Below are 17,394 nucleotides of genomic sequence, written 5' to 3'. Positions count from 1 at the left end.
CAAGTTCCAAGGCAATGGACAGGTTCGGATTGTAGAATGATGTCGTTATGAGTGCTCAAGAACAGACCATGAATCCAAATCAGGATGTCATCGATCCATTGGAGAACCGCGCTGAGGGGCAGGAATCAGGGGCGGGAAATCCGGGGGAGAACAAGGACGGCGAGCCGAAGCGTGCCGCGCGTCCGACCCGTCATGCCATGATCATGCGTGGCATAGTGACGCCTATTTTCGGCTTGCTTGCCGTGGCTGCCGTGGCATTGGGAATTCTGAATGCCACGATGTGGAAGCCGTCCAGCATCATCAACGCCAGTGCGACAATCAGCGGCACCCAATATGTCGTCACCGATCCCGGCGTATTGCCGCTGCTGGATCGGAACGCCACGCTGAACGTGAAGCCGAGCTCGTCATCGATGCAGGTGTGCGTGGCACTTGGCACGTCCAAGGATGTAGCCGGCTGGGTGGCTTCCGAGTCGTCGTATCAGCGCATCACCGGATTGGCGTCGTGGACTTCGCTCGCCACGCAGCAAGGCAAGGCCACGGGGGCCGCCTCCGAGGCCAGCGATGACAACGCCGTGGCATTCAAGGATTCGGACATGTGGTCGCAGGTCAAGTGCGGCAAGGGCGAAGTGACATTGACCAGCACCAAGACCGCCGATTCCACCGTGGCTATCGTCGATTTGGGCAAGGATGCGTCAAGCGCCGAGATTTCGATGCGCTGGGTGCGCTCGCAGGTGCCTGATTTCGCGATGCCGTTCTATCTGTCCGGCGGCCTGCTGGCAGTGGTCGCCGTCCTCTGCGCCTCCGTGTTCGCCATGCCTCCGCATAAGCGTCGCAAGCGGATGGTGGAAGGCAAGGCCATCATTCATACTGATTTGTCGTTTGCCGAGCGGGTTGAGCAAGGGTTGGTCGGCACCAAATTGCCGGAATCCGTGCCTGCGCGCAAGCGTCGTCGCCACGCCGCGCATCGCCGTGGTGCGAAGAACGAGTCGGAACTGGAATCCGAACAGATCGAGACCCCGGTGATCGTGGATCCCGCGGCGCGCAATATGGTCGCGGACCAGCAGGCCCAGCAGTCCGAACAATCAGAGCAGCCAGAGCATCATGTGTTTGAGGCTGCGGAGTCCGGTGCCGAAACCGGAACTCAGCTTGACGGTATGCGTGACGGTGCGCACAGCGCTGGTCGTAGCGCTGGGCATAGCGGGCGCGCCGGTTCGTTGGATGATCAGGCGACTTCGGTGATCACCCCTGACGAACTGCAGGCGTATTTCTCCCGTTTGGCTAGGGAAGTGCAGGATGGGCAGTCCAACGGTCCGGACGACGCGGACATGGTGGACAATGCGGGTACCGGCAGTCCCGATGCGCACGCCCATAAGCAGGAGGAGGGGAAGTGATGAGCAAACGAATGCATAGCTTGGTAAAACTTGGCACGACGGCCGTCGCTGCATTGGCTCTGGTGCTGCCATTGGCCGCATGCGAAGGGCAGCTGCCGACCGCTGAAGCACCAGCCGCCTCGCAACCTTCGCCTGACCTGACCGAGGCGCAGGAGAAGAAGATCCGGACCAAGATTCTTGAGACATTGGATGAGGCCGACGCGGCGAAGTCCGCAGATGGCTACAAGGCGGTGATGTCTGGCCCGCAACTGGAGATCCGTGCCAGTCAGGTGACCATCGCACAGAAGAGCGGAAGCATGAACAAATATGCGACCATCCCCAAGGATGTGTCGCAGGTCGTGATTCCCACCGATGACGGCTGGCCGCGTTCGGTGTTCACCATCACCACGACCACCGAAGACCAGCAGTCGCAGCGTCTGCTGGTGCTCAACCAGAACAGCGCGCGTGAGAACTACAAGCTGGTGGCCATGGCGCGTCTGTTCGATGGCGTGAGCATGCCGAAGTTCGAGGTTCCCACGCACGGTTCGCAGATGGGCACCGCCAAGGACACCGGTCTGGTGGCCACGCCGACCGATGCGCTCACCCAGTATGCCGACGTGCTGCAGAACGGCTCCAGCAGCCAGTACGCCTCGACGTTCACCGATGACATGCTCCGCCAGCGTATCGCATCGTTGACCAGCACGGTTCAGGAAGGCATCGCACGAAACAACGGCACGCAGCAGCAGACGTTCACCGCAGTGCCGGACCAGATGTGGGTGATGCGCACCGCCGACGGCGGCGATCTGGTGGTCGGACGCATCGATTCGACATGGACCCGCCAGGCAGGTGACGGCCGAGAATCCCAGCCCGCATCCGACGATGAGAGGATCCTCTACAATTCCGACCATTACACCAGCACCATGAAGGTCACCTATGTGAACGTGGTGGCGCTGTACGTTCCGCAGTCCGGCGACGGTGCCCAGATCACCGCGGTCGGCGCCGATCGCCAGCCGGTCAAGGTGGAGGCGCTGTAACGGTTCGACGTGTCCGCCTATCGCTGAGCAAAAGCAATGAAGCGCGGTTCTTTCGATGCTGGAACTACAATCGGTTTCAGCATCGTTTTGTTATGCGCAGGCATGTGTGGCCATGCGCGATTACATGTGGAGGCATGGTATGGCTGATCAGCAGTTCAATCCGGGAGTATCTCTGGCGGGTGCGGTCGATTTGGAGGCTCTGAAGCACCAGGTCAAGGCTGAGCCTGGTCAGGCCGGGGGAGCTCCGGCTGCAGGCGCTTATGTGATAGACACCACGGAGAATACGTTCCAGGCGATGGTACAGACCTCTGCCACATTCCCGATTCTGCTTCTGCTGTGGATTCCGACCGATGACCGCCTCTTTCCGATGGCGCGTGCGCTGGGTGATGCCGTCAACGCGCTGAACGGCAAGATCCAGCTGTCCCGTATCGACATCTCCACCAACGCCTCAATCGCCCAGGCGCTTCAGGTGCAGGGGGCACCTGCGCTGTTCGCGCTGATCGGCGGCCGTCCGATGCCATTGCTGCAGGGGCTGCCCGGCGATGATGAGCTCAAGCAGCTGTGCGATGAGGTCATCCCGAAGATCATCCAGGCCGCCGCCCAGGCTGGGGTCAGCGGCACCGCCCCGTATTCCGGGGACCCTGATTCCGATGCGGCCAAGAGCGCTGCGGCATCCGGTGCCGACGCGGCACAGCAGGTGCCGCCCGAGCATGCCGAGGCGCATCGCCTTGCAGAGGAGGGTGATTACGCCGGTGCCGCAGCCGAATACGAGCATGTGCTGGAAATGAACCCGGGCGATGCGCTCGCCGCCCGCGAGCGCGCCAAGGCGCTGCTGCTGGCACGCTCCGGTCAGGCGAATGTGCGGGAGGTCCGCGCCGCCGCGGCTGCTGCTCCCGATGACGTGGAGGCGCAACTGGCCGTGGCCGATATCGATATGATCGGCGGGCAGATTCAGGATGCGTTTGATCGGCTGCTGGACTATCTGGCCGCCGGCCACAAGGAAGACATCGAGCCGGTGCGCAAGCGTCTGCTGGAGTATTTCGCCATTCCGGAGCCTACTGATCCGCGCCTGGCGCGCGCACGCCGGCGCCTCGCCACGCTGATGTACTGAGCGGTGCTGAGCTGTACTGAAGCGGTACTGACTCTGGTCGGGACAGGGTACTGACTCTGGTCGTGGCGGAGCGGATTACAGAGCGGATTACGCCATTCTGTTCGTTCCGAAATACTGCTGGAAATGCGGGCCGCTTGTGGCGAGTTCGGCCTCGAAATCGCCGGCCCATTCGCCGAACGGGCGCGCGGCCAGCCCGTCATTGTTGAATCTGGCCTGATCGGTGATTTCGGTGATGCAGAACTTCGGGATGGTGAGGTTCGTCACCGGACTTGATCGTTCCGCCTCGGCGACGATCAGCGGCGCATTGCCGCCACCGAATACATCGATGCTCCAGCCGTCTTCCGCAATCCACGCGGAATAACGGTTTTTGATGATGATGGCTCCGCCGCGCTTGACCAGTTCCGCGGCGATGCGTGTATCGATCTCCCGTTCCACTTCGTACCGTGTGCCTCCCACGGAGGGGCCCTTGACCGTGACATAGGCTTCGGTGAAGCGCTCGCGATGCTGGTCCAGCACCTCCATCGGATTGACGTCCGCGGTCATCGGCACACGCAATGTGTGCGAAGTCAAACGGATACGTAGCGCGTAATTGTCGGCGTGCACGTAATAGCTCTGGATGATGAGGGTCGGCGCATCGCCGTCATCGTATTCCGCAGGGAATTCGCGGCAGAAAAAGCGGCGCTCGTATTCGAAGTCATCTGTAAGTTCCGACATAACCCCATTGTATGGCGTACTTCGGGGGCGACGAACTGCCGATGCCGAACATGTGCCGTGTTCGTGCCGGGGATGGTGTACAGTGGAGAAGTTGTTTGGGTCCGTAGCTCAGTGGATAGAGCGTCTGTCTCCGGAACAGAAGGTCGAGGGTTCGATTCCCTTTGGGCCCACCAGAATGGCCGTATGGCGGGCATTGCAATCGCCCGGATACCGCAAGCCGCTAGACTGCGACGTAATCGGCAACAAGCCGGTGAAGGCATATTGATGCGCGTGGTCGGCACTTTTCGTGACACGATGGCGTGCGCATCACATCATGGAAGGACATTGATGATGAGCGAGAAGATGGAAGCGGTCGCTACTTCTGAAGCGCCGGCGGCGCTGGGCGCGTACAGCCAGGCGGTGAAGGCCAATGGGTTCGTGTTCGTCTCCGGCCAGCTGGGCATCGACCCGGCCACCGGCGAACTGGCCGGTGAAACCGCCGGTGAGCAGGCCGCACAAGCATTGAAGAACATCAAGTGCATTCTGGACACCGCAGGTACCGGCATCGAGCATGTCGTGCGCGCCACCATCTATCTGAAGAACGTCGAGGACTTCAAGGAGGTGGATGCCCGCTACGCCGAGGTGTTCATCGGTTCCGTGAAGCCCGCCCGCGTGGCCTTTGGCGGCAACGACATCCCCAAGGGCGCTCTGGTGGAGATCGACGCCATCGCCGTGCTCTGATTTGGGGCGGTTGCGGCCGTGCTGCGCGTGGAGGCTGTGGGCACCGTTGCAGATTGCGGGCTGTATAAGCGTCACTCTGTATGAAACAAACTGCTTGGGTGGGAAATCTTTGCGCTGGGCAACATTCAGTGCAAGAAATTCCTACCCAAGCCGTTTGTTTCGGGAAATTGTTGCGCTGACGGCTAGTGAGCGCAAGTAATTCCCGCGTGAGCCGGAAACCGGGGTGTGCAGACGGCCGAACGGATTGTCCGCGCAACGATTAACGATGTGCGCCGATTCGGCAGGGGACCGTGCAACAATAGTGGTCATGGCATCCAAAGGAAAACCGTCACCGCGTTCGGCCGTGAGCCCGCTCAGCGACGCGCAGGTCGCGAAACTCGGACAGCGGCATCAACTCGTAGACCCCATGCATGATTTCCCCACCGGTCCGGGGCGCAAAGCCAAACTCGACGAGATTAATGCGCAGAATCCCAAGGCCACCAAGCGTCTGCTCACCGGGGTGGATGTGGTGTTCCGCGCCAGCTGCAAGACGCGCGCATGGGGTCTGGAGCAGGTGCCCGAAGATGGGCCGTTTATCACCGCAGCCAGCCACATAACCATGTTCGACGTGTTTGTGCCGATGGCGAGTCTGTTCCACATGGGTCGTCGCCCGCGATACATGGCCAAGGCGGAGATGGCGAAGTGGCCGTTAATTGGCAAATGGTTCCAATTGGTCGGCATGCAACCGGTGCAACGGCATTCCGGCAAGGCCAAGCAGATCGAGGAAACCTCCATTGAGATTCTTACATCCGGTCGTCCGTTGACGGTCTGGCCGGAGGGCACGGTGACCCGTGACCCGAAGAAATGGGTGATGAGCATCAAGGAAGGCGTGGGGTATATCGCTTTGGAATCCTCGCGCAGACTCGGGCATCAGGTTCCGTTGTATCCCGCAGTGACGTGGGGTGCGGCATCCATCAACCACTGGTGGCCGTGGCCGCGCAAGAATGTGGTCATGTGCTATGACCATGCGCTTGACTATGCCGATCTGCTCGCGGATATGGACTCATGGGGCGAAGAGCCGCCAGCCGAATTGGTGAACGAGTTGATGTGGCGCGTGCTCAAGCGCATGAATACCGTACTGGCTGAGATTCGTGGCGAACAGTTTCCTGCTGAAGGCTACTGGGACTATCGGAGTATGTCCCGCAAGCCGTGGCCTGAAGCAGGAGGCCCTTTCCCGGCGCAGTAAGCGACAAGCAAAGGAGTCAATATCATGGGTAAAAAAGTAACCGTACTTGGTGCAGGAGCATGGGGCGGAGCCGTTAGGTAGACAGTCCGGTGGACTGTCTATAGGCGACGCCTGAGCGAGGCGATAGCCGAGTGAGGGTAGGAATATAGCACCCCATGCGACAGACGAAGGAGTAAGAACATCATGGGTAAAAATATAACCGTACTAGGTGCAGGAGCATGGGGTACCACCTTCGGCCAGGTTCTGGCCGATGCTGGCAACGCCGTGACCATGTGGGCGATCGAACCGGAGATCGTGGAGGGCATCCGCGACCACCACCGCAACGCGGTTCGTCTGCCTGTCGTGGAGCAGCTGCCGGACAACATGACCGCGACCGGCGATCGTGCCGAGGCCGTGAAGGACGCCGACATCGTGGTGGTGGCCATCGCCGCGCAGTTCGCGCGTGTGGCGCTCGCCGAGTTCAAGAATCTGATTCCCGAGGACGCCATTGTGGTCAGCCTGATGAAGGGCATCGAACGCAACACCAACAAGCGCATGGATGAAGTGGTGCGTGAGACACTCGATCTGCCTGCAGAACGGTTCGCCGCCATTTCCGGCCCGAACCTGTCCAAGGAGATCGCATTGCGCAACCCTGCCGCCACCGTGGTGGGTTGCGCGGATATCGAGAATGCGCGCAAGGTCGCTGAAGCCTGCACCACGGCTTATTTCAAGCCATTCGTCACCACTGATGTGATCGGTCTGGAGATGTGCGGCAGCCTGAAGAATGTGACTGCGCTCGCCGTGGGTATGGCGCGCGGTGCCGGATACGGCGAGAACACGGCCGCCATGATCGAGACCCGTGGCCTTGCCGAGCTGACCGCGTTGGGCGCGGCCGCAGGCGCCGATCCGAAGACCTTCGCCGGTCTCGCCGGTGTGGGTGATCTGATTGCCACCTGTGGTTCGCCCCTTTCCCGCAATTACACGTTCGGCTCGAACCTCGGCAAAGGCCTGAGCGTGGAGGAGGCCACCAAGGTGAGCAATGGTGTGGCCGAAGGCGTACCTACCACCGATGCCGTGGTGGCGTTGGGCAAGCAGCTGGGTGTGCCGACCCCGTTGGCGTATCAGATGAGCCGCGTGCTCAACGAAGGCATTTCTTGCGCTGAAATGCTGGCCGGATTGTTTGGTAGTGAGGTCACGGCCGAGTAGGCTACCTATAGGTTGATGCCGTTAGGGCGGATTCCGGTTGCCGTCGGCAAGGCTTCGACGGCGGTCGGGTTCCGGCTGCATGGCATCCACAGGTTTGATTCGACTGCCGAGGCGGTTGCGCATGCTGAAAGCCGCGGCGGTATTGCAAAGGATGGTTATGGCCAAGAAGCGTATTGTGGTTCTCTACGGCGGACGTGCAGACGAGCATTCGATTTCATGCATCTCCACGGCCGGAGTGCTCAATGCATTGGACACTGAACGTTTTGAACCGATTCCGGTCGGCATCACCAAGGACGGCACGTGGATCGTCAACGGTGAGGATCCACGCGGTTGGGCGCTTGACGGCGGTGAGCTGCCGACCGTGAAGGTCACGTCGGAATCCCGCCCGGTGCTGATTGACCCGTCTCGTGGCAAGGATGGTTTCTTCGCAGGCGAACCGGAGCATCTGAGTGGTGCGCAAAGTGGCGACGCCGGCTTCGGCACCGGTTTCGTCAGTCTGAATGATCCTGAGGAGCATCATGTGCTGACTTCGCTCGGCCATGTGGATGCGGTATTGCCGGTGCTGCACGGTCCCTATGGCGAAGACGGCACGGTGCAAGGCCTGCTGGAGATGATGGGTGTGCCGTATGTGGGTTGCGGCGTGTTCGCTTCGGCGGCCTGCATGGATAAGCACTACACCAAGATCGTGCTCAACGCCGCCGGCATCCCCACCGCGCCCGGCATCATGGTGGATGCGCGCAATTTCACTGCGGCGGATGTGCTCGCCCAGGTCGAGGCCGCGGATCTCGCGTACCCGCTGTTCGTCAAGCCCTCCCGCGCTGGCTCCAGCTTCGGCGTGACCAAGGTCGAGCAGGCGGAGGACTCCGAGACGCAGCAGGACCTCTTGGCCGCAGCCGTCGCCACGGCCGGTGAGCATGACTGGAAGGTGCTGATCGAACAGGGAATCGACGGCCGCGAGGTCGAATGTGCGGTGCTGTGCCCGAAGGCCGGCGAGGAGCCGGAGGCCAGCTGGCCGGGCGAGATCGTGCTTGATCATCAGGACGATGACCAGTTCTACGATTTCGACTCCAAGTACATGGATGCCTCCGCAAGCCATGTCGAGGTGCCCGCCAACCTGCCGGTCAGCGTGCTTGAGGATGTGCGCGATGTGGCCCGCCGCGCCTTCAAGGCCGTGGACGGTGCCGGTCTGAGCCGTGTGGACACGTTCGTGACGGCCGACGGCACGGTGATGGTCAACGAGATCAACACGATGCCTGGTTTCACGCCGATCTCCATGTATCCCAAGGCCTGGGAGGCCACCGGTGTGAACTACACCGAGCTCATCACCCGCCTCATCGAAGGCGTGCTGCGGTAGTCCTTGCCAATCCCCGTGGCCTGTCCTCGTCGTTGTCTGATCGTCGGATTATCTGCGCAGTTGGATTGCTGATGGACTGCTGATGGGATGGTCACGTTACACCGAATGCCAAATCAAAGGAGTCTGACTATGATTCTGGTCACTACCACGCCGTCCGTGGACGGATATGTCATCACCAATTACCAAGGCATTGTGTTCGGCGAGGTGGTTGCCGGCGTGAACATGTTCAAGGACATCGGCGCGGGATTCCGCAACATGTTCGGTGGACGTAGTCAGGGTTATGAGGAGGAGTTGACCAACGCCCGCAACGAGGCGATTGCGGAGATGCAGCAGCGTGCTGAGGCGTTGGGTGCGCATGCGGTGGTCGGTGTGGATGTCGATTACGAGGTGCTTGGTACGGACGGCTCCATGTTGATGGTCACCGCTTCCGGCACCGCTGTGCAGCTCTCGCGCAGGGGGTGAAGCGGCAGTCCGCGACAGTCTGTCTGGATTCGCCGCGGCATCCGTCGGTGATTCTCCGGGGAGTCGCTAAGTCCCGCCGAGGCTTGTTGCGGCATTCGTAGGCAATTCTCCGGCGATCCGCTAAGTCCCACCCCGTCGAGACACTGTGTGGGGCTTTGTCGTGGTGGCTCGTATTCGGTTTGCTTGCCATTGCATGATGCGCACGAGCCGTGGCGACTGAGGCGGTCCGTCGGGCGACCTGTCTGGGGACAAGCCTTGCCGGGGCAAAACCTCGGTCGTGGTGGGTTTCTGCCCCGCTGACGGGTTGTGAGTGGGCTGTGAGCGGGGTGTTTCCTTTACACGGCCGAGGTTTTGCTTCGCTGAGGGGTGACTGGCGGAGCTTTTTCTCTGTCGGTCCGTGGTTTTGCTTCGCTGGCGGGCTGTGAGCGGGGTGTGGTCCCGGTTGGCCCGAGGATTTGCCTCGCTGGCGTGTTGCGGGTGAGGCGGGATGCCGGTCGGCTTAAGGTTTTGCTTCGCTGACGGGCTGTGAGTGGGGTGGAATGTCGGCTGGGTCGAGGTTTTGCTCCGCTGAGGGATGGCTGGCGGAGCTTTTTCTCTGCCGGCCCAAGGTTCTGCCCCGCTGACGAGCCATGAGCGGGGCGGATGTGTGATTGGCCCGAGGTTTTGCTTCGCTGGCAGGCTGTGAGCGGGGTGTTTCCTTGGTGGAGTCGTGGATTTGCTTCGCTGAGAGGCGGTGAGCGGGGCGGATTATGGGTTGGTCCGAGGTTTTGCTCCGCTGACGGGCTGTGAGTGAGGTGGGTCATCGGTCAATCCGAGGTTTTGCTTCGCTTGGGGATGATTGGTGGGGTTGTTTCTCGGTTGGCTAGAGGTTTTGCTCCGCTGGCGGGTTGTGAGCGGGGTGAATTACAGGTAGAGCCGAGTATATGCCTCGCTGGTGGGCGGTAGGAGGGGTGTTTCCTTGACGCGGCCGAGGTTTTGCTTCGCTTGGGGATGATTGGCGGGGTTATTTCTTGATTGGCCCAAGGTTTTGCCTCGCTGGCGGGCTGTGAGTGGGGTGTAGTCCCGGTTGGTCCGAGGTTTTGCTTCGCTGAGGGATGATTGGTGGGGTTGTTTCTCGCTTGGCTAGAGGTTTTGCCTCGATAGTGACCTGTGATCAGAAGTGACCAGAAGTCCGTTGACGAATGACTGACTCTCAGACCCTCTTCACGTGCCAGCTCGTCCTGTAATGACGGACACGCTATGCGCGCGGCCCGTTGGTTTGCCTGTCGTCGCGCGTTGCCTGCAAGCAGCTCTGTTGTCTGCTTCGCGGCAACGCTTCGACAAGAAGGCACAGCATAATCAACGAGTTTCTGACGCAGGAGAGCCGGATACCAGAGAGAGTTGTAGAGAGAGTCGCTGTAATACCCAGCAATATTGACGCATCATCGTCGAGCGTCACTAATTCACTTGTAGTTTCCTTTTATTCAGCATCCGTACCGCAAACGGCGAACACCGTTCACTTTCACGCCAGTGTCGGGACAGATAAGCCTCATACCTTCTTGCCTTGGAATTATGGGCCGCGCGAATACAGCGCGAATCGATGCCCCGACTCCCAGGGTTCGGCCCCGCTGACCGGATCTGGATGTGCGTTGAGAAAAAGGAACATCATGAAGAACCTGCGTAAGATTGCGGCTGGCGCCATCGCCGCCGTGCTGGCGTTCTCGATGGCCGCCTGCGGCTCGTCGACCGCCTCCAACAGCTCTGACTCCGCTTCCACCGGCAAGTCCGTGAAGGTCAACGAGAAGTCCGCCAAGGCCACCTCCCTTGCCGACTTCGGCACTATGGACGACCTCGTCAAGGCCGCCGAAGAGGAAGGCGCCCTGAACGTCATCGCTCTGCCTCACGACTGGTCCAACTACGGCGAGGTCATCGAGACCTTCAAGAAGAAGTACCCGAAGATCAAGGTCACCGAGCTCAACCCGAACGCTTCCTCCAAGGAAGAGCTGGACGCCGCCAAGACCAACAAGGGCACCGACGCCGCTCCGGACGTCTTCGATGTCGGCCAGCAGATCGCCGCCACCTCCACCGATGCCTTCGCCCCGTACAAGGTGCAGGCCTGGGACAAGATCCCGGATGAGAACAAGGACGCCAACGGCGCCTACTACGCCGACTACACCGGCATCATGTCCATCGGCTGGAACAAGGACAAGTACGGCGACATCTCCAAGCTCGAGGACCTGCTCGACCCGAAGTTCGCCGGCACCGTGGCCCTCAACGGCAAGCCCGCCGAGGCTGGCGCCGCCTTCAACGGCTACCTGATGATCAACCAGCTGGCTGGCGGCGACATCAACAACCTGCAGCCCGGCCTCGACTTCTTCAAGAAGCTCAAGGACGCCGGCAACCTGACCACCGTTGACGTGACCAACGGCACCATCGACTCCGGCCAGACCGGTGTGGTCATGGACTGGACCTACAACCAGGCCTCCTACAAGAAGGAACTGAAGTCCAAGGGCGTGAACTGGGAGTACAAGACCTTCCCGAAGGCCCAGGTCGTCAGCTACTACAACCAGGCCATCAACGTGGACGCCCCGCACCCGGCCGCCGCCCGCCTCTGGGAGGAGTACCTGTACTCCGCCGAAGCCCAGAACCTGTGGTTCAAGGGTGGTGCCAACCCGGTCCTGCTCTCCTCCATGAAGGAAGACGGCACCGTGGATCAGGACACCCTGAAGGACGCCATCACCATCGAGGGCAAGCCGGTCTCCTACACCAACGATGACGCCACCCGCATCACCGAGTGGCTCCAGAACAACTGGGACAAGACGATCGGCAACTGAGCCGGACGCCCACGCTCAAGCCAATCAAAGGTAATTCAAGGTAATCACCTATGACTGCTGCAATCGCACAGAACGGACCTGCCGCCGCCAAGGTGGCGGGTCCGTCCGCTAACTCCAGCTCTTCCACGCTGGCGCGCCATCGTCAGGAACTCGGCACTTTCGCCGTCACCCTGCCGTTCTTCGCCTACACCGCGTGCTTCCTGCTCGCGCCGACCGTGATCGTGGTGATCGGTGCGTTCCAGACCCGTGACGGTGGATTCACGCTCGCCAACTTCAACAAGCTGTTCGAGCCCAACACGCTGTCCGCGTTCGTCACCTCCATCCTCGTGTCCATCGCGTCCTCGGTGATCGGCGCCGTGGTCGGTGGCCTCGCCTCATACGCGCTGGTCATCGGAGCCAAGCCGAACGGTTTGATGCGTCGACTGGTTTCCGCCATCTCCTCCGTGCTCGCCCAGTTCGGTGGCGTGATGCTCGCCTTCGCGTTCATCGCCACCATCGGCATCAACGGTATCGGCACCATGCTCATCAAGACCCTGACCGGTTTCACCGTGAACCCGAACTGGCTGAGCTCGCTGCCCGGCCTCGTGACCGTGTACTGCTACTTCCAGATTCCGCTGATGATCATCATCTTCCTGCCGGCGGTCGATTCGATCCGCCCGCAGTGGCGTGAGGCGTGCGAATCCTTGGGCGGCAACACATTCCAGTACTGGACGCGTGTGGCACTGCCGATTCTGGCGCCTCGCTTCATCTCCGCGTTCCTGCTGCTGTTCGCGTCCGCGTTCTCCGCATATGCCACCGCAGCCGCTCTGTTCTCCCAGCGTTCGATTCTGGTTCCGCTGATGATCCAGGGCGCCATGCGCAATGAGATGGATCCGAACCAGCAGGGCTTCGCTCAAGTGCTGGCGTTTGCAATGATCATCGTCGTGGCCATCGTAATGCTGCTGAGCCACGCTGTGGAAAAGAGGGCCGGACGTTGGCAGTGAATGAAACCTCCTCTACCGTAGCCGCCAAGACCGCCAAGTCCGCCAAGGCCGGCGAAACCGGTACCAAGCCGCCGCAGCTGCGCGCAGCTCGCATCCGCAAGCAAAGCATCATCAAATTCGTGATTCTGTTCATCACGCTGGCGTTCCTGTTCGTACCGCTGATCGCCATGCTGGTCTTCACGCTGCGCCACCCGCTGTCCGGTCGCTGGTCCGCCGCTCCGTGGATTGCGATTTTCACCGGCAACGGCGAATCGCTTGGAGCAGATCTGACGGTTCTGTGGCAAGGCATCGGCACCTCGCTCGCCCTGTGCGCGGTCACCGTGGTGATCATGCTGCTGCTGATGGTGCCGACCATGGTCATCGTGCATATTCGCTCCAAGGCTCTGGAACGCGCGATTGAATGGGTGGCGACGCTGCCGCTGACCATTCCGGCCATCGTGCTCGTGGTGGGCCTGGGCCCGATCTATCGTTGGCTGTCCGCCGACGTATTGAGCACCAACCCGATCTGGCTGTGCTTCGCCTACGTTATTCTGGTCATGCCGTTCGCCTTCCGCGCCATCGCCGTGGGGCTCAACTCCATCGACGTCAAGACGCTGGTTGAGGCTTCGCGTTCGCTCGGCGCATCCTGGCCGAAGGTGTTCTTCCGTGTGATCATCCCGAACCTGTGGCAGTCGATTCTGTCCGCATCGTTCATCTCCATCGCCGTGGTGCTGGGCGAATACACCGTCGCCTCGCTGCTCGGCCGTATGAACCTGCAGGTCGCGCTGTACCAGCTCGGCCAGTCCAATTCTCAGATCTCCACCGCCATGTCGCTGCTTGCTCTGCTGTTCGGCGTGGTGCTGCTTGTTGCGCTCGACCTGATCTCCGATGCGATGCGCAAGACAAGGGAAGGTAAGTAATCCATCATGACTCTCGACAGCACAACCGCCACCTCCGCGCCGGTCTCCCCGGCAGCCGAGGAGGAGGCGTTCAAGAACGATCCCACCGCCACCCTCGAAGGCGTGCGCGGCAAGGATGTGACCAAGGCAGCCAAGGCCCTGCTCAAGGATTCCGCCAAGCGAGGCGGTGGCTCCATCCAGATGCAGGATGTCGTCAAGATTTACCCGGGCTCCACCAAGCGTGCCCTCGACGATTTCAACCTGGACATCAAGCCCGGCGAAATGGTCGTACTGCTCGGCGGCTCAGGCTGTGGCAAGTCCACGGCACTGCGTTCCCTGGCTGGCCTCGAAGACATTCAGGGTGGCCGTATCATGGTCGGCGGTCAGGATGTGACCGGTGTGCCGGTCAACAAGCGTGAGATGGCCATGGTGTTCCAGGCCTACTCTCTCTTCCCGCATATGACCGCCCTCGAGAACGTGGAATTCGGTCTTGAAGTGCGTGGCGTCAGCAAGGAAGAGCGTCGCAAGATCGCCATGGAGCAGCTTGACCTGGTAGGTCTTGCCGATCAGGCCAAGAAGTACACCCAGCAGATGTCCGGTGGCCAGCAGCAGCGTGTGGCCTTGGCGCGTGCGTTGGCCGTCAAGCCGCGCGTGCTCCTGCTCGACGAGCCGCTTTCCGCATTGGACGCCAAGGTCCGTGTGCAGCTTCGCGACCAAATCCGCCGCATCCAGCTGAGCACCGGCACCACCACCGTGTTCGTGACCCACGACCAGGAGGAGGCACTCGCCGTCGCCGACCGCATCGGTGTGATGAACAAGGGCAAGATCGAGCAGATCGCCGCCCCGCAGGACCTGTACCAGCGTCCGGCCACCGAATACGTGGCCACCTTCATCGGTCTGACGAACCGTCTGCCTGGTGCCTCCAATGGCGAGGAGGCCGTGGTGTTCGGCCAGCGCATGCCGCTGCTGGCAGGTTCCACCGCCGGAGATGCGGTCGCCGTGTTGGTGCGTCCGGAGAACCTTGCACTGAGCCTGCCCGGACAGCATGATTCCAACATCGGCGAGCACGCCCGTGTCGAAGTGATCCACTTCCTCGGCTCGCTGGTGCGTGTGGACACGGTGATCACCTCCGGTGAATTCCAGCGCTGGAACAAGGGCGAACAGCTCAAGGTCACCGTGCAGCTGCCCGCCAACGAGTTGCCCGCTGGTCTGGCCGCCGGCGACGAGGTCGTCGTGACGCCTCGACCTGTGGCGGCACTGGCCTGCTGAGCGTTCCTCTGACGTCCGTATTGTTCCCACCGGGGGATCGTGCGATTATGCGCTATCCCCCCGTTTGTTTCAGTTTCGACGCGCTCTGGAATCACCCTGAGGGATGAGTATGCATCTGGCATCGGTACCGTATTCTGGAACATGACAGGCATACACAATCGGTGCTGTCAGACCAATGATGATGGGGGAATGCACATGAACGAGACAACGCCGTCCGCTCCGGAAGCTCCGCAGCAGCAGGACAACGCTCAGCCATCGCAACCTGTGATACAGCCCGATATGGCACAGCCCAATATGACACAGTCCAATATGACACAGTCCAATCCGTCGCCGTCCAATGATGCGCCGCAGCCTGATGCGTCATCGAGCGCACAGCAACCTCAGCCGATGCCCGCACTCCAGCAGCCCTCGAGGGATTGGTGGTTCGTCGCCTATCGACGATTCACGCTGATCGGCGCCGCGCTTGCCGTCATGATCGCGTTGTGGATCGGAGGCAATATTCTGGCGAGCGGGGCTGCGCATCAATTCTTCGGAGGCAATCAGCCGACATGGATGTCATTGCTGACCTCTTCCGGCCCCATGTATCTGATCGCCATACCGTTGAGCATGCTGATCTTCACGTTGGTGCCCGCCGTCAAGACGCGTCAATACACGTTGAAGGGCGGCGAGTTCGCTCAGCTGCTGATCATGTGCGTGCCGGTGATGGTAGCCGGCAATCTCATCGGACAGCTGATGGCTGCGGTCGTTTCCCAAGGGCAGGCAAGCGACCGTGTCCAGCAACTGCTGGTTGGAGGCGATGTATGGGCTGTCGCGTTGTTCGCTGGTGTGTTCGCACCGATATTCGAGGAGTGGATCTTCCGCAAGGAGATCATCTCCCGTCTGCGCCGATACGGTGAGAAAACCGCCATCGTGTTCTCCGCCTTGGCATTCGCCCTGTTCCACCTGAACATATACCAATTCTTCTATGCCTTCGGTCTGGGACTCATCCTCGGATATGTCTACACGCGCACCTCACGCCTGTGGTATGTCATCGTCATGCACATGTCCATCAATCTCCTCGGTGGAGTAGTCGGGCCTGCGGTGATACGCCTGATTGATCCGAGGATCCTGAACGGTACGTTGAGTGAAAGCGAAATAGCGCGCATGGCAGCCAGCGGGCAGCTCAATGGCCTCGCTGTTGTGTCTCTGTATTACTTGGCGATGCTCGCCTTGTGCGTCGCGGGAATCGTGCTGCTGGTGCGCTGGCGCAACCGTTGGGAGTTCTATACCGCGCCCGAGGAATTGCCGGCCGGTCTCAAGATTCGTACTGCCTACGCGAACCCCGGCGTCATCGTCTATGTGCTGCTGACGCTGGCGCTGACCTTCTGGATGCTATTGCAATGACTGAGATCGCGGTGATGCCGTAATGACGATTGTGGGCGATGCCGGACTTCGGCATCGCCCACAATCGTTTTCGGATCTCTGCTGAACGCTGTCATTCCTGCGCGTTGTAGGATGAACCGCCGTTCTCCACCAAATAGTGAGGGTCTCCCTCCGCAATAGCGCGCGCAGCCTTGTCGCGGATGGTGGACAACAGCACGCCCGGGCGTGCGAACAGCAGTACCTGACCTGTTCTGCCGTATGGCGAGAATCCGGTAAACTTCACGAGCGGCGATTGTGATTCCAACTCAAGGTCGGCGGTTGCGGCGGTGACGCGGGCGAGGATGTCGCGGCTCACCTCATCCGGGTCGCAGGATGCCTTGGCGGTGAACTCCAGCGTGATCATGCTTTCGCTCACAGGGCTGAGCTTGGTCAGAGCCGCTGTATTCAATACCGAATTAGGGATGATCATGAAGTCGCCGCCACGTGTGCGCACCGTAGTGTGACGCCATGTGATGTCATGCACGGTGCCGGTCACGCCTTGCACGGTGACCAGGTCGCCCGGTTGGATGACGCGGCCGAGCATCAGCCCGAATCCACCGATCACATTGGCAATCGTATCCTTCAGACCAAGAGAGAGGGCGACGCCGCCGACGCCAAGAGCGGTGACCAGCGTGGTCGGATTGATGCCGAACACCGGTTGCAGCACCATGGCGATGGCGGCCACCCATATCAGCACACGTGCGAGATTGATGAAGATCGATGCGCTGGGAATCTGGGATTTGTCAAGAGCTTTCCTCAGAAGCCGGCTCAATATACGGTCGGCGACCAACGCCAGCACCGTCATCAATACCAGCCAGATCAGTCGGCCCATATTCATCTGGAACCATTGTTCAATGCCGCTCATAGTCACGTTG

The 17,394-nt window shown here is 60.8% G+C and carries 15 protein-coding genes and 1 tRNA gene; 14 read left to right on the top strand and 2 right to left on the bottom strand.

The features are described from left to right. The first annotated feature begins 203 nt into the window (after window positions 1-203). From BW09_RS01765 to BW09_RS01755, 3 genes are all read left to right on the top strand, one after another. Complete coding sequence (locus BW09_RS01765; RefSeq protein ID WP_258184931.1) at window positions 204-1,391, top strand: hypothetical protein; 1,188 nt, start codon at window positions 204-206, stop codon at window positions 1,389-1,391. Further along, window positions 1,391-2,404, top strand: coding sequence for a hypothetical protein (locus BW09_RS01760; protein ID WP_140462835.1), 1,014 nt, complete (start codon window positions 1,391-1,393; stop codon window positions 2,402-2,404). The genes BW09_RS01765 and BW09_RS01760 overlap by 1 nt, the downstream gene beginning before the upstream one ends. 139 nt (window positions 2,405-2,543) lie before the next feature. Next, entirely contained in the window at window positions 2,544-3,515 is a 972-nt protein-coding gene (locus BW09_RS01755) for a tetratricopeptide repeat protein (RefSeq protein ID WP_140462834.1), read from the top strand. Between the two features lie 87 nt (window positions 3,516-3,602). On the opposite strand, the gene BW09_RS01750 is transcribed toward BW09_RS01755, so the two are convergent. Beyond that, window positions 3,603-4,229, bottom strand: a complete 627-nt coding sequence (locus BW09_RS01750) for a hypothetical protein (protein ID WP_140462833.1) — start codon at window positions 4,227-4,229, stop codon at window positions 3,603-3,605. A 97-nt stretch (window positions 4,230-4,326) separates the two neighbouring features. On the opposite strand from BW09_RS01750, the gene BW09_RS01745 reads away from it, so the two are divergent. The 11 genes from BW09_RS01745 (at window position 4,327) to BW09_RS01690 (ending at window position 16,501) form a co-directional block, all read left to right on the top strand. Further along, a tRNA-Arg gene (locus tag BW09_RS01745) sits at window positions 4,327-4,402 on the top strand. A gap of 154 nt (window positions 4,403-4,556) precedes the next feature. Beyond that, a complete protein-coding gene (locus BW09_RS01740) occupies window positions 4,557-4,949 on the top strand; it encodes a Rid family detoxifying hydrolase (protein WP_161788301.1) in 393 nt (130 codons plus the stop codon). 307 nt (window positions 4,950-5,256) lie between these two features. After that, window positions 5,257-6,174: a 1-acyl-sn-glycerol-3-phosphate acyltransferase gene (locus BW09_RS01735; protein ID WP_140462831.1), complete on the top strand. Its 918-nt coding sequence runs from the start codon at window positions 5,257-5,259 to the stop codon at window positions 6,172-6,174. A 183-nt stretch (window positions 6,175-6,357) separates the two neighbouring features. Beyond that, the gene (locus tag BW09_RS01730; protein ID WP_140462830.1) at window positions 6,358-7,359 is read left to right on the top strand and encodes an NAD(P)H-dependent glycerol-3-phosphate dehydrogenase; all 1,002 of its coding nucleotides are present in this window, start codon (window positions 6,358-6,360) and stop codon (window positions 7,357-7,359) included. A gap of 157 nt (window positions 7,360-7,516) precedes the next feature. Next, a complete protein-coding gene (locus BW09_RS01725; protein ID WP_044089399.1) occupies window positions 7,517-8,713 on the top strand; it encodes a D-alanine--D-alanine ligase family protein in 1,197 nt (398 codons plus the stop codon). Between the two features lie 129 nt (window positions 8,714-8,842). Next, window positions 8,843-9,175 (top strand): putative heavy metal-binding protein, encoded by a 333-nt coding sequence (locus BW09_RS01720; protein ID WP_044089400.1) that lies wholly within the window; start codon window positions 8,843-8,845, stop codon window positions 9,173-9,175. 1,646 nt (window positions 9,176-10,821) lie between these two features. Then, the gene (locus BW09_RS01710) at window positions 10,822-11,988 is read left to right on the top strand and encodes an ABC transporter substrate-binding protein (RefSeq protein WP_044089401.1); all 1,167 of its coding nucleotides are present in this window, start codon (window positions 10,822-10,824) and stop codon (window positions 11,986-11,988) included. Between the two features lie 50 nt (window positions 11,989-12,038). Then, window positions 12,039-12,971 (top strand): ABC transporter permease subunit, encoded by a 933-nt coding sequence (locus tag BW09_RS01705; RefSeq protein WP_140462829.1) that lies wholly within the window; start codon window positions 12,039-12,041, stop codon window positions 12,969-12,971. Then, window positions 12,968-13,870: an ABC transporter permease gene (locus BW09_RS01700; RefSeq protein WP_375137537.1), complete on the top strand. Its 903-nt coding sequence runs from the start codon at window positions 12,968-12,970 to the stop codon at window positions 13,868-13,870. The genes BW09_RS01705 and BW09_RS01700 overlap by 4 nt, the downstream gene beginning before the upstream one ends. 6 nt (window positions 13,871-13,876) lie before the next feature. Next, window positions 13,877-15,118: an ABC transporter ATP-binding protein gene (locus BW09_RS01695; RefSeq protein WP_258184926.1), complete on the top strand. Its 1,242-nt coding sequence runs from the start codon at window positions 13,877-13,879 to the stop codon at window positions 15,116-15,118. A 309-nt stretch (window positions 15,119-15,427) separates the two neighbouring features. Next, entirely contained in the window at window positions 15,428-16,501 is a 1,074-nt protein-coding gene (locus BW09_RS01690; protein ID WP_081886478.1) for a type II CAAX endopeptidase family protein, read from the top strand. Window positions 16,502-16,592: 91 nt separating this feature from the next. Here the strand turns inward: BW09_RS01690 and BW09_RS01685 are convergent, their stop codons facing one another. Next, window positions 16,593-17,384, bottom strand: coding sequence for a mechanosensitive ion channel family protein (locus BW09_RS01685; protein ID WP_044089430.1), 792 nt, complete (start codon window positions 17,382-17,384; stop codon window positions 16,593-16,595). Window positions 17,385-17,394: the final 10 nt, after the last annotated feature.

It is taken from the genome of Bifidobacterium sp. UTCIF-1, assembly GCF_006408915.1.
GTDB lineage: Bacteria > Actinomycetota > Actinomycetes > Actinomycetales > Bifidobacteriaceae > Bifidobacterium > Bifidobacterium reuteri.
This window is presented reverse-complemented; position numbering and strand designations above follow the sequence as displayed.